Source organism: Escherichia sp. MAL-1, from assembly GCF_052948035.1.
This window is the reverse complement of record NZ_CM129609.1, coordinates 2,143,663-2,158,565: the sequence shown is the minus strand read 5'-3', so window position 1 is coordinate 2,158,565 and position 14,903 is coordinate 2,143,663. Positions and strand designations below refer to the sequence as shown.

The 14,903-nt window shown below is 47.6% G+C and carries 15 protein-coding genes; 4 read left to right on the top strand and 11 right to left on the bottom strand.

Annotation, left to right across the window (positions count from 1 at the left end; genetic code table 11):
• The first annotated feature begins 56 nt into the window (after positions 1-56).
• Both ansA and pncA read left to right on the top strand, forming a co-directional pair.
• Positions 57-1,073, top strand: a complete 1,017-nt coding sequence (gene ansA, locus ACU8XX_RS10510) for an asparaginase (protein WP_001170162.1) — start codon at positions 57-59, stop codon at positions 1,071-1,073.
• Positions 1,074-1,083: 10 nt separating this feature from the next.
• A complete protein-coding gene (gene pncA / locus ACU8XX_RS10505) occupies positions 1,084-1,725 on the top strand; it encodes a bifunctional nicotinamidase/pyrazinamidase (protein WP_001135075.1) in 642 nt (213 codons plus the stop codon).
• A 92-nt stretch (positions 1,726-1,817) separates the two neighbouring features.
• Here the strand turns inward: pncA and ACU8XX_RS10500 are convergent, their stop codons facing one another.
• From ACU8XX_RS10500 to msrB, 10 genes are all read right to left on the bottom strand, one after another.
• Positions 1,818-3,176: an MFS transporter gene (locus tag ACU8XX_RS10500; protein WP_016242184.1), complete on the bottom strand. Its 1,359-nt coding sequence runs from the start codon at positions 3,174-3,176 to the stop codon at positions 1,818-1,820.
• Between the two features lie 117 nt (positions 3,177-3,293).
• Complete coding sequence (locus ACU8XX_RS10495) at positions 3,294-4,052, bottom strand: DeoR/GlpR family DNA-binding transcription regulator (protein ID WP_240765489.1); 759 nt, start codon at positions 4,050-4,052, stop codon at positions 3,294-3,296.
• A gap of 136 nt (positions 4,053-4,188) precedes the next feature.
• Positions 4,189-5,169, bottom strand: a complete 981-nt coding sequence (ydjG, locus tag ACU8XX_RS10490; protein WP_000723723.1) for an NADH-dependent methylglyoxal reductase — start codon at positions 5,167-5,169, stop codon at positions 4,189-4,191.
• A 9-nt stretch (positions 5,170-5,178) separates the two neighbouring features.
• The gene (locus ACU8XX_RS10485) at positions 5,179-6,126 is read right to left on the bottom strand and encodes a sugar kinase (protein WP_001338146.1); all 948 of its coding nucleotides are present in this window, start codon (positions 6,124-6,126) and stop codon (positions 5,179-5,181) included.
• Positions 6,127-6,130: 4 nt separating this feature from the next.
• Complete coding sequence (locus ACU8XX_RS10480) at positions 6,131-6,967, bottom strand: ketose-bisphosphate aldolase (RefSeq protein WP_000878893.1); 837 nt, start codon at positions 6,965-6,967, stop codon at positions 6,131-6,133.
• A 20-nt stretch (positions 6,968-6,987) separates the two neighbouring features.
• Positions 6,988-8,031 carry an NAD(P)-dependent alcohol dehydrogenase gene (locus ACU8XX_RS10475; RefSeq protein WP_000798113.1) on the bottom strand — a complete coding sequence of 348 codons (1,044 nt, stop codon included), beginning with the start codon at positions 8,029-8,031 and terminating at the stop codon, positions 6,988-6,990.
• Between the two features lie 16 nt (positions 8,032-8,047).
• A complete protein-coding gene (locus ACU8XX_RS10470) occupies positions 8,048-9,427 on the bottom strand; it encodes an MFS transporter (protein ID WP_000435295.1) in 1,380 nt (459 codons plus the stop codon).
• Positions 9,428-9,453: 26 nt separating this feature from the next.
• A complete protein-coding gene (locus ACU8XX_RS10465; protein ID WP_000645203.1) occupies positions 9,454-10,530 on the bottom strand; it encodes a zinc-binding dehydrogenase in 1,077 nt (358 codons plus the stop codon).
• Positions 10,531-10,899: 369 nt separating this feature from the next.
• The gene (locus ACU8XX_RS10460) at positions 10,900-11,172 is read right to left on the bottom strand and encodes a YeaC family protein (RefSeq protein WP_001046790.1); all 273 of its coding nucleotides are present in this window, start codon (positions 11,170-11,172) and stop codon (positions 10,900-10,902) included.
• A 41-nt stretch (positions 11,173-11,213) separates the two neighbouring features.
• Positions 11,214-11,627, bottom strand: a complete 414-nt coding sequence (gene msrB / locus ACU8XX_RS10455; protein ID WP_001284613.1) for a peptide-methionine (R)-S-oxide reductase MsrB — start codon at positions 11,625-11,627, stop codon at positions 11,214-11,216.
• 341 nt (positions 11,628-11,968) lie between these two features.
• Between msrB and gapA the strand changes: the two genes are divergently transcribed.
• Both gapA and ACU8XX_RS10445 read left to right on the top strand, forming a co-directional pair.
• Positions 11,969-12,964, top strand: a complete 996-nt coding sequence (gene gapA, locus ACU8XX_RS10450) for a glyceraldehyde-3-phosphate dehydrogenase (RefSeq protein ID WP_000153502.1) — start codon at positions 11,969-11,971, stop codon at positions 12,962-12,964.
• Positions 12,965-13,047: 83 nt separating this feature from the next.
• A complete protein-coding gene (locus ACU8XX_RS10445) occupies positions 13,048-13,932 on the top strand; it encodes a D-hexose-6-phosphate mutarotase (protein WP_001335909.1) in 885 nt (294 codons plus the stop codon).
• A gap of 47 nt (positions 13,933-13,979) precedes the next feature.
• Here the strand turns inward: ACU8XX_RS10445 and yeaE are convergent, their stop codons facing one another.
• The gene (gene yeaE / locus ACU8XX_RS10440; protein WP_001186371.1) at positions 13,980-14,834 is read right to left on the bottom strand and encodes a methylglyoxal reductase YeaE; all 855 of its coding nucleotides are present in this window, start codon (positions 14,832-14,834) and stop codon (positions 13,980-13,982) included.
• Positions 14,835-14,903 lie beyond the last annotated feature (69 nt).

Genomic DNA, 14,903 nt, shown 5'->3' with positions numbered 1-14,903 from the left:
CTCCTCCTGCCTCACGTATATACTTTTGCTCTTTCGATATCATTCATATCAATATCATGCAAAAGAAATCAATTTACGTTGCCTACACGGGCGGGACCATCGGGATGCAGCGTTCCGAGCAGGGTTATATACCGGTGTCAGGTCATCTACAACGCCAACTGGCGCTGATGCCGGAATTCCATCGCCCGGAGATGCCAGATTTCACCATTCATGAATATACGCCGCTGATGGATTCTTCTGATATGACGCCAGAAGACTGGCAGCATATTGCTGAAGATATTAAAGCGCACTATGACGACTATGATGGTTTTGTCATTCTGCACGGCACCGACACGATGGCGTATACCGCCTCTGCGCTGTCGTTCATGCTCGAAAATCTCGGTAAACCGGTCATTGTGACAGGGTCACAAATCCCGCTGGCTGAGTTACGCTCTGACGGACAAATTAATCTGCTGAATGCGTTGTACGTTGCGGCGAATTATCCGATCAACGAAGTAACGCTCTTTTTTAATAATCGACTGTATCGCGGCAACCGCACCACCAAAGCCCATGCCGATGGTTTTGATGCGTTTGCCTCTCCAAACCTTCCTCCGTTACTGGAAGCAGGTATCCATATACGTCGTTTGAATACGCCACCCGCCCCGCACGGTGAAGGGGAATTGATCGTTCATCCAATCACGCCACAACCAATTGGCGTAGTGACGATTTATCCGGGGATTTCTGCTGACGTCGTGCGCAATTTTCTGCGCCAACCGGTGAAAGCATTGATTCTGCGCTCATATGGCGTGGGTAATGCGCCACAAAACAAAGCCTTCCTGCAGGAATTACAAGAAGCCAGCGATCGCGGTATTGTGGTGGTCAACCTGACACAATGTATGTCCGGTAAAGTGAACATGGGTGGTTATGCCACCGGTAACGCCCTCGCCCATGCCGGCGTTATTGGCGGTGCAGATATGACTGTAGAAGCCACGCTAACCAAACTGCATTACCTGCTGAGCCAGGAACTGGATACTGAAACCATTCGCAAGGCCATGAGCCAAAACCTGCGCGGCGAACTGACGCCGGATGATTAAGGAGACTGCAATGCCCCCTCGCGCCCTGTTACTGGTCGATTTACAAAATGATTTCTGTGCTGGTGGCGCGCTCGCCGTGCCGGAAGGTGACAGTACGGTGGATGTCGCTAACCGCCTGATTGACTGGTGCCAGTCGCGCGGTGAAGCGGTTATCGCCAGTCAGGACTGGCACCCGGCGAATCACGGCAGTTTTGCCAGTCAGCACGGTGTCGAGCCTTATACGCCAGGCCAACTCGACGGTTTGCCACAAACCTTCTGGCCAGATCACTGTGTGCAGAACAGTGAAGGCGCACAATTACATCCGTTACTGAACCAAAAAGCGATCGCAGCGGTGTTCCATAAAGGCGAAAATCCTTTAGTTGACAGTTACAGTGCCTTTTTTGATAACGGCCGTCGGCAGAAAACCTCGCTCGATGACTGGTTGCGCGATCATGAAATCGATGAATTGATCGTTATGGGCCTGGCTACTGACTATTGCGTGAAGTTTACCGTGCTGGACGCGTTACAGTTAGGTTATAAGGTGAACGTGATTACCGATGGTTGTCGTGGCGTGAATATCCAGCCCCAGGACAGTGCGCACGCGTTTATGGAGATGTCAGCAGCTGGGGCAACGCTATATACGCTGGCAGACTGGGAAGAGACGCAGGGGTAATTTTACGCTGGCCTACAATTCTGTACTGGCATTGTAGGCCAAATAAAACACGTCAGTGGTACATCTGGCAATTGATGCCATCAACGAAAGATTTAATTCACCTCAGAAATCTCTTCCAACGACACCTTCCGCGTTTCGATGCCAAAAATGGAGAGAACCAGCGCACAGAGCAATAACATGACACCAAGCACCATAAACACCGTGATCGACCCATAATGTGTTAATAATGCCGCAACGCCATAGGGCGTGAAAACTGCGACGACCCGTCCGACGGCATTAACGAAACCCGAACCGCGCAGGCGTAAATGCGTTGGCCAAAGCTCCGGGATATAAACCGCCGACGCGAAGCAAACATACATGTATAAAAAGAAGATCATCACCAGACCATAGATTAAAATCGCCCACTCTGTAGTCTGAATTGAATAGATATAGCCTAACACGGCAATAATAATAAGTAAGGCGGAGCCAAATAATCGACGAGGAAAATGATCAATAATTAATGCCGCAATAAATATTCCTACCGGAGCGCCAATCATAATAACAGCGGTCATTAATATTGATTTATCGACATCAATGCCGGAGTTAACAAATATAGTCGGTATCCATACGGTGATGGTATAAAGCGAAATGTTCATTGCAATTAAAACAGTAATCGCGACTAATGTACGTCGTAACATTTCCCCTTTAAACAGGAGCCAGAAGGTACCCTTGATTACCTTAACCTTGCTGTTGCTCTGGTTCAAAGTAAGCTGGGGTAAACGAATACTCTTCTCTCTTTCAATTTGCTGCTCTACTTCACGAAGTTGGCTTTCTGCACCGGCGATTTGCCCTTTCCCTGCCAGCCATCGTGGCGACTCAATAAAGTATTTACCTGAGAGAAGCCAGGCTAACAGTATGCCAATACCCCCCAACAGAAACATTATCCGCCAACTAAAAAAAGCGATAACCACCACGCCTATCGCCGCAGATAGCATGGGCGACCAGTTACCAACAAATGAGAGCCGCGCGGACCATTTTCCACGCACCGTCGCGGGGATAAACTCCGTAAATGAGGCATAGCCAACCATAATCAGCGCCCCCATTCCTGTTCCCATGAGGAAGCGAAAGAAAATGAGCCAGTACATATCAGGGACAAAAGCGGCCCCTGTTGCAGCAATTCCGACGATGAGAAGATTTATGCGAAACGCCCTGCGCCGCCCAAAGTAGTCACCAATAAACCCACCAGTAAGTGAGCCGATGAAATAACCAAACATTAATGCCGAGGTAAAGGCGGCATTGAGGAAATTATTTGACCATCCATTGCTTACCAGCTTTGCTAAGACGACATTACCTGAGTAACTCAAAAACCCCGTTAATAACAGACTAAAGCTTATTATACCAAATATACGATAATGAAACCGGGCCAAAGGCAAGCGGTCCAGTCTTGCGCCAATTTGATCATATTGTTCCATTGGGTGCCTCGGATTTGCTAAAAAAGGTAGCAATTGCGGCAAATTCACTTGCCGCATCTTTATCATCATTTTATTTCCAGGCGCAGGAACAAATAATATTGACAACGTGTGCTTAAATTACCACACCAGCTGGATATTATTGTCTTTGCAAAATGCTATCCACTCTGCACCCGGTGATTTATCAGTTATTATGTAATTAATATGACTAAAGTCAGCTAACTGGACAAAAGCTTTACGATCAAACTTAGAGTGATCAACCAATAACACAACTTCTGTCGCCTGACGGATCATTGTCTTTTTGATTTCAGCTTCCGCTTCATTAGAGTCCAGCGCGCCGCTGTTAATATCAAGACCTTTACAACTCATTACCATGATATCGACATGGTAGCGGCTGATGATCTCTTTAGTAATTCTTCCTTGCAGGGAAAGTGTATTTTTGTTTAGTTCCCCACCCGTTGAAACGACTTTAATTTCTGACTGAGCCAGAACATGAATCGCTTCCGCCGAGTTGGTTAGCAACGTCAGGTCACTACGCTCCTGTAACAATTTGAGCAATTCCATTACGGTACTACTGGAATCGGCTGCCATGGTGGTTTTATTGTCGATAAAGGGTAGTGCCTTGCGTGCAATAAGCTGCTTCTCTTCATAAAACGATGAAGCGCGCTTATAAAAATGGATATTCTCCGTCAACATCGCTGTATTTAAAACAGCACCACCATAGGTTCTGGTCAAAAAGCCTTCATCTTCCAGCTTCTCAAGATCGCGGCGAATGGTTTCTTCGGTTACCTGAAAAATCCCACTCAAATTTGAGACTGTCACCTTTTTATCGTTGGCAACCATTTGCTTAATTGCCTGAATCCTGTCTTTTGCCGCCACGATTACACCCCTGTATCTTTTTACATCACATTAGCGCGATTATCGCATAACCGATGTTTACTTTCAAAATAACCTGTTTGAATCACAGATTTTCATCACAGTTTTCACAGAAACAGAGGTGAATCGTGTTGAGTATTTAACGCTCCAGGGCCTCTGCCATTTCCCTCATCAATGTTGCGTCTGCATCCGATAAGTTGATAATCAGTGCCGCGACATTTTCGCGTACCTGTTCCGGTGCAGTAGCCCCACTAAGAATGGAGATTAAATCACTCTGTTTTAATATCCACGCCAGTGCCAGAGTGGGAATTGTGCACTGATAACGAGCACAAAGTGGCTGCCACTGTTCAAGCATATCAATCACTTTCAGCATGTTTTCACGCTGGAACCAGACTTTATTTGCCCGAGCGCCGCCCGGAACGTAATCACGAGTGATGGTGCCGGTCAACAATCCCTGCTCTAGCGGGGAATAAACCTGAACCACAATGCCATTATCACGACATAGCGGCAGCAGTTCGTTTTCCATTGCCCGGTCGAGGATACTGTATTTCGCCTGAATAATATCCAGTTCACCATATTGCAGATACTCGCGGATATGGTCAGCATCGACGTTAGCAGCGCCTATCGCGCGAATTTTCCCTTCGGCTTTTAACTCATTAAGCACTGCGACAGTTTCAGCTATCGGCGTAAAAAATGGCGGCACCGACTGCCAGTGCGTCATGTAGATATCGATGTAATCAATACCCAGACGTTGCAAGCTGGCTTCTACCTCTTCGCGGATAGATTCCGGGGAAAGGTTTTTATACAACTGCCGATCGCCAACTTTGTTGAATAAACTTCCTTTTCGTTCCCAGACAATGCCGCATTTGGTTTCTACTACAACCTGTTCACGGGGCAGTTTTTTTAACGCCTGACCGACGATAACTTCACTATTGCCAAAGTTATATCCTGGCGCAGTATCAATCAGATTAATGCCACAACGATGGGCTTCAAGAATCGTATCAATACATATTTGCCGATCGAGATCGCCATTCCATGCAGGACCGCCGCCAATGGCCCATGTCCCCAACCCCATTCGCGAAAGCGTAATATCCGTTGTGCCTAAAGGTATCTTTTTCATTTGCCTTCATTATCCTTCGTATTCTTCCAGCAATTGTTCGACCAGCTTTCTGTTTTTTACGCCGGTGGTGGCACCGACGCTTAGAACCGAGATAGCCGCCGTTGCATTGGCAAAGCGTGCGCATTCACGCAGATTTTTGCCTTCTAACAGTGCCGCAATAAAACCTGAAGCAAAGTTATCGCCCGCGCCAATGGTGTCGATGGCGGTTATTCCTGCGACCGCCGGCACCTTCATCGTCATGTCACCACGCTTGATAAAGCAGCCGTCTTTACCCGTTTTAATCACCACCGTTTTTACGCCGCACGCAAGAAAGCAGTCAGCAATTTCATCCAGTGTCTCTTTCCCGGTGAGTAATTTTGCCTCGGCATAATTAGGAAACAGATAATCGACATAACTCAATGCTTCGCAAATATCATCCAGCGTTTCATTCAACCGCGGTTTGATCATATCGGCACAGATAATCATCTGCCGGGCTTTAGCTTGCGTAAAAATTTCTGTTAGCGCTTTACCATCCAATAGTGGACTGTTGAAAATACTGGCCAGTGATAATAATTTCGCCTGAGAAAACCGCGCAAAATCAACATCGTCAATATTCAATTTCCACAGACTGCCATTACGGTTTGTGACAAACGTCCGCTCGCCATCCTCCGTCACCAGTCCAACGTTAATAGAGGTATCTATGCTGACGTCCTGCTTCACGCTTTGAATATCAATATTCTCTTTGCGGCAATGGTCGAGAATAAACTGCCCTGCGGCATCTTTACCTACACGACTCATTAATGCTGTGCGATGGCCCAGACGAGAAATAATTGTTGCTTCATTTATTGCATCACCCCCGGTGGTCATTGCGATTCTTTCAAGAGGATAAGAGTCCACATCAAAGATATTTTTACTGACCGGTTGCAATGGAATATCAACAATAGCGGCACCTATACAAATAACGTCGAGATTATCCATATCATTATTCCGCTTTGCCATCAGAACCGAACAGTTTAATTTTTTCCAATGCCCGTTCTTTTACAGCTTTACGTACTTCACGTTCTAAATGCAGGAAAGGCTGATCCTGGTTTTCTTTCACTGCTACCATTGCGGCCTGACAGAGCTCCGTATGAATGTTGATTTTCGCAATACCCAACGAAATTGCAGTTTTAATGTCGGCATCACTGATCCCCGATGCGCCATGCAAAACCAGCGGAACAGAAACAGCATCGCGTACGCGTTTGACGACCTCAAAGTTCAATTGCGGCTCTGACGTATAAACCCCATGCTGGTTGCCGATGGCGACAGCCAATGAGTCACAGCCCGTACGTTCAACAAATTCAGCCGCCTGGTCAGGATCGGTATAGTGATAGCCCGCCAGCGCTTCCTCATAAACGGTTTCATTACCGACATGCCCTAATTCCGCCTCTACCGGAATACCCAGCGGATGGAAGAAATCGACAGCCTCTTTGGTTAAACGAATATTTTCTTCGAAATCAAATGCAGAAGCATCACGCATTAATGAATTCATACCATGAGTCCAGGCGTTATGAATAATCTCCATACTCCGACCATGATCCCAATGAGTTATTACCGGCACCGTTGCTTTTTGTGCCATTGATACCATCATGTGAGAGAAATCTTCAAATGAGGTGTTACCGACAAAACCTGTACCAAAAGAAATAATAACCGGTGATTTCGCTTCTTCGGCTGCGTCGATAACGCCCATCAACATTTCTGCATTCCATACGTTAAAATGGGCAATTGCATAATGTTTATTTGTGGCATCGTTTTCCCAATATCTGATATCTGCGAGCATATTCTGTTCTCCCGTATTAATTAATCGCTAATTTTAATAACGCCTTTAATAATGTCGCGTTTGTTGTTAACTGACTCTTCAAATGCCTGTTGTACATCCCGATAATCGTAAATATGCGTCACCATCGATTTCACATCGAATCGCCCTGAAGAAATAGCTTCAATCGTGACCGGATAACGATTGGCATAGCGGAATACCGTCTGGATAGTGACTTCGCGATTGATTTTGAGGAAATTGATTGCCGAATCGCCCGGTACAGTACCAACAATCATAATTTTACCGCCGCGCATTACCAGATAAGGTGCCTGTTTAACGGTGACCGCAGAACCCGCTGTTTCGAAAACAATATCTGCGCCCATGTCTTCGGTAAATTGCTGACAGCGTGCAATAGTGTCTTCTTTTGCGCCGTTAATAACCACTGTCGCACCAAGTTGTTCCGCCATTATCAGACGTTTTTCCAGCACATCAACGACGGCAATTTCCGTTGCTCCCAGGCATTTGCACGCTTGCAACGTCATCAAACCAATACAACCTGCTCCCAGAATAATTATCTTCTTACCCGGTTTAACATCTGCCAGCATCGCGGCATGCATCCCGACTGCGGCAGGCTCCACCAGCGCCCCTTCCATCGTGTCCATATTGTCTGGCAGTTTGTAAGTAAAGCTCTCCGGATGACACAGATAGTGCGTTAATGCGCCGCGGTAGTTGGGTTGTGTCGCCATAAAATCAACGTCCGGGCAGATGTTATATTTGCCTTCCAGACAGTAACGACAGTGACCGCAAGGAACGCCAGGTTCGATATTTACCCGATCCCCCGGTTTAAATTTGCGCACGCGGCTTCCCACAGCCACAACCGTCCCGGCGCATTCATGACCCAGGCCAATTTCTTGATTTGGGTCTTTAGGCGGAATAAACGGGCCTGATTCAAAACCATGTACATCTGAACCACAAATACCGACATATTCTACTTTAATCAAAACTTCATCTTCTTTAGGCACTGGTATTTCTGCTGAAATAATTTTCATTGTGCCCGGCACCTGCAATATTGCTTTTGAATTTTTCATTTTGAATCCACCCGTATCATTTATTGGCTACTGCATCAATACTTAAACTTTCAACGGAGACACCTTTGGTTTCAATTCCAATGGTGGCGATAGCAATTGCGACAACAATTGAAACAGCCCCCAGAAGAATAAAGACTCCCGTTACGCCATAACTACTGAGCAGCACTGCAACGGCATAAGGTGCGGCAATACCACTGATTCGCCCTACCGCATTCGCCAGACCGGAGCCACGGAGTTTGGCCTCTGTCGGCCAGATTTCAGGGACATACACTGCCGAGGCATAGCAAACGTACATATAGACGAAAGTAATCAGGAAGAAACCAATCAACGTTATGAGCAACATACTGGTTTGCAGTGAATAGATATATCCGAGCACCGCAATCAGGATTAATAGCCCCACACCCATTGTTTTACGCGGAATTTTATCCATCACCAGCATGGCAATAAAAATACCAAATGGCGCGCCAAACATACTCATGGTATTTAAAACAATCGAGTCTTTTAAATTAATCCCCTGGGTCATGAATATTGTTGGCAACCAGTTAATTAGTGTGTACTGCACAACGTTCATGGCAATCAGCACACAAGAGCCTAATATCACGCGTTTCAGTAATACTCCTGTCAGTAAGGCTGAATACGGCACCGCTTGTGGCGCTTTACCGTCATCAGCAATAACCACAGGCGGCAAAGGTTTACCCGTCTGGCGTATGACGCCTTCTTCTATACTCCGCATGACTTTCTCGGCTTCCTGATACCGTCCGCGCGATTCCAGCCAGCGCGGGGATTCAGGAAAGTAGCGCCAGGCCAGCGCCGTAGCGATAAGCGACAATATTGCAGGGATAAGCAGTTGTACCCGCCAGTTCCACTCAGCACTAATCAGCGGCGTGAGTCCCATCGCAATCAATGAACAGAGCGGATATGACCAGTTGCCAATAAAGGAAACCCGACTGGACCACGTTCCGCGATTTCTACCGGGCATATATTCGGTGAAACCAGCAAACAGCGTAACCAGTAAAGCTCCCAGCCCAACGCCCATCACAAAACGGCAGGCAATAAGAAAATCCATATTCGGTGAGAAAGCACCGACAACCATCGAGGCAATATGAATGGCCTCATAGAGGATGAACGCATTTCTACGACCGGTTTTGTCGCCAATGATGCCGCCCACCAGCGCACCGAGAAACATTCCGGCGGTCGTGATTGCTGAGAATGTGGCTGTGGTGGAATTATCTGTCCAGCCCAACGCTTTCAGCTGCGCGAGGATCAAGCCACCAACGGCATTACTCCAGCAGACAAGCAAGCCAAACGCGACGATGGCAAACATTGACGAATGCCAGCGGCAATCAGGTAAGCGATCCAGCCGTGCACCACAATGCGGTTTTGTTATCTGTTCCATGCGATAACGTTCCTTCAGGAGAGTGGTTATTCATCAAAGTCGTAAGTCATGATCACTTTGATTGCGGTTTTATCGACCATCGCATCAAACCCTTCGCGCCATTGCGACAGGCCGATACGATGCGTGATCATCGGTTTGACTTTGATAGCGCCGCTGGCTAATAGCCTGATAGCGTTACGCCATGAGGTGGAGTCATAGGCCATATGCCCAATGATGCTTTTATTCCAGGCGGTAATGTCATTAATCGAGAAATCAAGAGGTTTGAAGCCCATTCCAACGCGTACCACTTCCCCATTCGGGCGGAGCATTTCGATGGCTTGTTTCAGTGCGATATTGGCACCGGAGCATTCAATCACCAGTCCCAGATTATCTTTGCCACAAATTTGCTGGCAGCGCGCCACCACATCTTCGGTAGAACCATTTACTACTGCCGTCGCCCCCAGTTCTTTTGCAACCGGGAAGCGGACCGCCACATCTTCTTGCAGACCAACGACGACGATATTTACCGCCCCCATAATCCGCGCCATTTGTACGGAAAACAGCCCGAGTGGGCCAGTGCCGATGACGACAACATCCTGACCAGGAAGGAATTTCGATTGCTGCGCGATGGATTTATAGGCATTACAGATAGGGTCAAGTACGGCTGCGTCCTCATAATCAACACCATCAGGGATTTCCCACAACGCATGACGATGAATTTTGAGAATTTCACCAGGAACCAGACAATATTTGGAAAAACCACCGCCCCAGGTATTGTTATCCAGACCAAGGTTTACCTTTTCTGTACAACACAGAAAATCACCCTGTTCACAGGCCGGACAAACGCCGCAAACGTGACCGCTGTTATCCGACACGACGCGTTGCCCCACTTTCCAGTCTTTGACTTTTTCACCAACCTGCGCAATACAACCTGCGAACTCATGGCCGCGGATAGAGTTAAACTCATCAGAACCGCTATCGACATTGTAGTGCTTCATGTCTGCGCCGCAGATTGCCGCGGCTTTAATTTCAATCACTACGTCTTCCGGGCCACAAATGGGTTGTGGGACATCAATCATCTTGTAGCCGCCAAAGGCCTTGCCAAACCGAGCCAGTGCTTTCATTGCGTCATCCTCTGTGTTTTGTTTTGCTTAGATGGCCATCATACTTACCCACATGATTTTTGAGGTCAACATTAAATCTGTAAAACACAGATAATGATCTGCGTTTTACAACTTAGATCACAATTACGCAGAAAATGGCTCGGTCTGTTACAGGTTGATGGAAGGCGGGACGCAAAAAGAGCAAATTCGAGAGGGATTACCGGCCAAATAGGTCTGAGACTTAAGTTCAGGAGAAGTCATTCAGGCGTGAACGCGACGGCAAGAGATCGGACTGGGACTTAGCCAGGTCGGGGCGAGATAATTGAGACGAGTCGTGGGGTCATTGTTGGCTATCCCCTTCATAGCCGCGGCAAAAAGGGGATAAACCACTTACTTAAACATAGCAATAGGCTTTGCTGAGATACCAAAATCTTCTTTTAACTGCTGTTTGCTCTTCATGACCATCTGACCATTTGTGTCAATTGTCATATGCTGTGCTTCGGTATTATGGCGGGCTTGCCACAGCATCACCAGTTGCAGGCAATTCTCTTTTTGTTCCTCGGTCAACGCAACGCCATCAGGCCATTTCCCCAGTTCAACGGCGGTCGACAAACGCTGGTATACCTCAGGCGTCATGCTGTTGATAATGTCATCAAGATTCATAATTTTTCCGCTCCTGTGGAATAAGTTGCTGAATCGTTTTTTCAACCGTTGATTTCTTCGCCGTTTTCGCCATCAGTGAAGCGTAAAGAAGCAGAGTTAACACAATAACGTTCGCCTGTTGGTTGCGGCCCGTCGGGAAAGACATGCCCCAGATGAGCATCACAGTTACCGCAACGAATTTCTATGCGCTGCATTCCATGTGACAAGTCTTTGATATAACGAATGGATTCTTCACTCACCGGTTCGTAGAAACTGGGCCAGCCACAGCCGGAATCATACTTGGTTTCGGAATGAAATAGCGGGGCATCGCAGATCAAACAGTGATATACGCCGTCACGCTTGTTATGCAGTAAACGACCCGTAAATGGCGGTTCTGTCCCATGATTCTGCGTCACGTAAAACTGCATCTCGGACAAATTTTTTTTCAGTTCTTCTGCCGAAGGTTTATTAGCCATTTGCTCACATCTCACTTTAATCGTGCTCACATTACGTGACTGATTCTAACAAAACATTAACACCAACTGGCAAAATTTTGTCCTAAACTTGATCTCGACGAAATGGCTGCACCTAAATCGTGATGAAAATCACATTTTTATCGTAATTGCCCTTTAAAATTCGGGGCGCCGACCCCATGTGGTCTCAAGCCCAAAGGAAGAGTGAGGCGAGTCAGTCGCGTAATGCTTAGGCACAGGATTGATTTGTCGCAATGATTGACACGATTCCGCTTGACGCTGCGTAAGGTTTTTGTAATTTTACAGGCAACCTTTTATTCACTAACAAATAGCTGGTGGAATATATGACTATCAAAGTAGGTATCAACGGTTTTGGCCGTATCGGTCGCATTGTTTTCCGTGCTGCTCAGAAACGTTCTGACATCGAGATCGTTGCAATCAACGACCTGTTAGACGCTGATTACATGGCATACATGCTGAAATATGACTCCACTCACGGCCGTTTCGACGGTACCGTTGAAGTGAAAGACGGTCATCTGATCGTTAACGGTAAAAAAATCCGTGTTACCGCTGAACGTGATCCGGCTAACCTGAAATGGGACGAAGTTGGTGTTGACGTTGTCGCTGAAGCAACTGGTCTGTTCCTGACTGACGAAACTGCTCGTAAACACATCACCGCTGGTGCGAAGAAAGTGGTTATGACTGGTCCGTCTAAAGACAACACTCCGATGTTCGTTAAAGGCGCTAACTTCGACAAATATGCTGGCCAGGACATCGTTTCCAACGCTTCCTGCACCACCAACTGCCTGGCTCCGCTGGCTAAAGTTATCAACGATAACTTCGGCATCATCGAAGGTCTGATGACCACCGTTCACGCTACTACCGCTACTCAGAAAACCGTTGATGGCCCGTCTCACAAAGACTGGCGCGGCGGCCGCGGCGCTTCCCAGAACATCATCCCGTCCTCTACCGGTGCTGCTAAAGCTGTAGGTAAAGTACTGCCAGAACTGAATGGCAAACTGACTGGTATGGCGTTCCGCGTTCCGACCCCGAACGTATCCGTAGTTGACCTGACCGTTCGTCTGGAAAAAGCTGCAACTTACGAGCAGATCAAAGCTGCCGTTAAAGCTGCTGCTGAAGGCGAAATGAAAGGCGTTCTGGGCTACACCGAAGATGACGTAGTATCTACCGATTTCAACGGCGAAGTTTGCACTTCCGTGTTCGATGCTAAAGCTGGTATCGCTCTGAACGACAACTTCGTGAAACTGGTATCCTGGTACGACAACGAAACCGGTTACTCCAACAAAGTTCTGGACCTGATCGCTCACATCTCCAAATAAGTTGAGATGACACTGTGATCTAAAAAGAGCGACTTCGGTCGCTCTTTTTTTTACCTGATAAAATGAAGTTAAAGGACTGCGTCATGATTAAGAAAATTTTTGCCCTTCCGGTCATCGAACAAATCTCCCCTGTCCTCTCCCGTCGTAAACTGGATGAACTGGACCTCATTGTGGTCGATCATCCCCAGGTAAAAGCCTCTTTTGCATTACAGGGCGCACACCTTCTCTCGTGGAAACCTGCGGGTGAAGAAGAAGTTCTGTGGTTGAGCAACAACACACCGTTCAAAAATGGCGTCGCTATTCGCGGTGGCGTACCGGTTTGCTGGCCGTGGTTTGGTCCGGCGGCACAACAAGGTCTGCCTGCGCACGGTTTTGCCCGCAACCTGCCGTGGACGCTGAAATCACATCATGAAGATGCTGATGGCGTAGCGCTGACTTTTGAATTGACGCAAAGCGAAGAGACGAAAAAATTCTGGCCGCACGACTTTACGCTGTTAGCACATTTCCGCGTGGGTAAAACTTGTGAAATCGATCTTGAATCACATGGCGAATTTGAAACCACCTCTGCCCTGCATACCTACTTTAACGTGGGTGATATCGCTAAGGTAAGCGTCAGTGGGCTGGGCGATCGCTTCATTGATAAAGTGAATGACGCGAAAGAAAATGTACTGACCGATGGTATTCAGACCTTCCCTGACCGTACCGATCGCGTGTATCTGAATCCACAAGATTGCAGCGTGATTAATGATGAAGCGCTGAATCGTATTATCGCCGTAGGCCACCAGCATCATCTGAACGTTGTCGGCTGGAACCCGGGACCGGCGCTTTCAATTAGCATGGGCGATATGCCGGATGATGGCTACAAAACATTTGTTTGTGTAGAAACGGCTTACGCTTCAGAAACGCAAAAAGTGACCAAAGAGAAACCTGCACATCTGGCGCAATCCATTCGCGTTGCGAAACGTTAATTTACGTTAATGTTGTGTGCCGGGTGCGATGCATCCGGCACACAACATCACACCATATCCAGCGCAGTTTTTCCTTTTGGTGCCGGATATGCCTTATCCAGCATAGCTAATTCCGCTGAAGAAAGTTCGACCTCAAGCACAGCCGCATTTTGTTGGACATGGGCAATCGTGGCCGCTTTTGGAATCGCCATCACACCCTGATGACTGATCACCCACGCCAACAATACTTGTGCCGCGCTGATATTGTGAGCATGTGCAATTTCGTTGACTACCGCGTTTTTTAACAGTCCATTGCGCAACCGCCCGGCCTGGGCTAACGGACTGTAAGCCATCACCGGCATCTGCTGTTGCTGGCACCAGGGGAGTAGATCGTACTCAATTCCTCGTGAACCGAGATGGTAAAGCACCTGATTAGTGGCACACTGATTTCCCCCCGGCAGCTGCCAGAGTTCCTGCATATCAGCATAATCAAGGTTAGAAACGCCCCAGCGGCGGATTTTTCCCTGGGCGATCAATTTTTCCATCGCTGCGACAGTCTCTTCAAAAGCGAAACTGCCAGACCAGTGTAATAAGTAAAGATCGAGATAATCAGTATTGAGACGGCGTAAACTGGCTTCGCATGCATTTATCGCTTTTTGCCCGCCAGCATTCCACGGATAGACTTTAGAGACGAGAAAGACCTTCTCTCGCAGACCGGTTAATGCTTCCCCAACCACCTTTTCGGCACCGCCATCGGCATACATTTCGGCGGTATCAATGAGGGTTAAACCGAGTTCAATGCCCGCGCGTAGTGCAGCAACTTCTGTTTTGCGCTGACTGGCATCTTCGCCCATATACCATGTTCCCTGCCCTACGGCTGGCAGTGAGACATCGCCACTAAATTGAATCATTTTTTGTTGCATTGTTTCCTCCCAGGTATTGCACCACCGTAATGCAAAACAGGGCGTGACGCCCTGTTTTTATGCACAAAA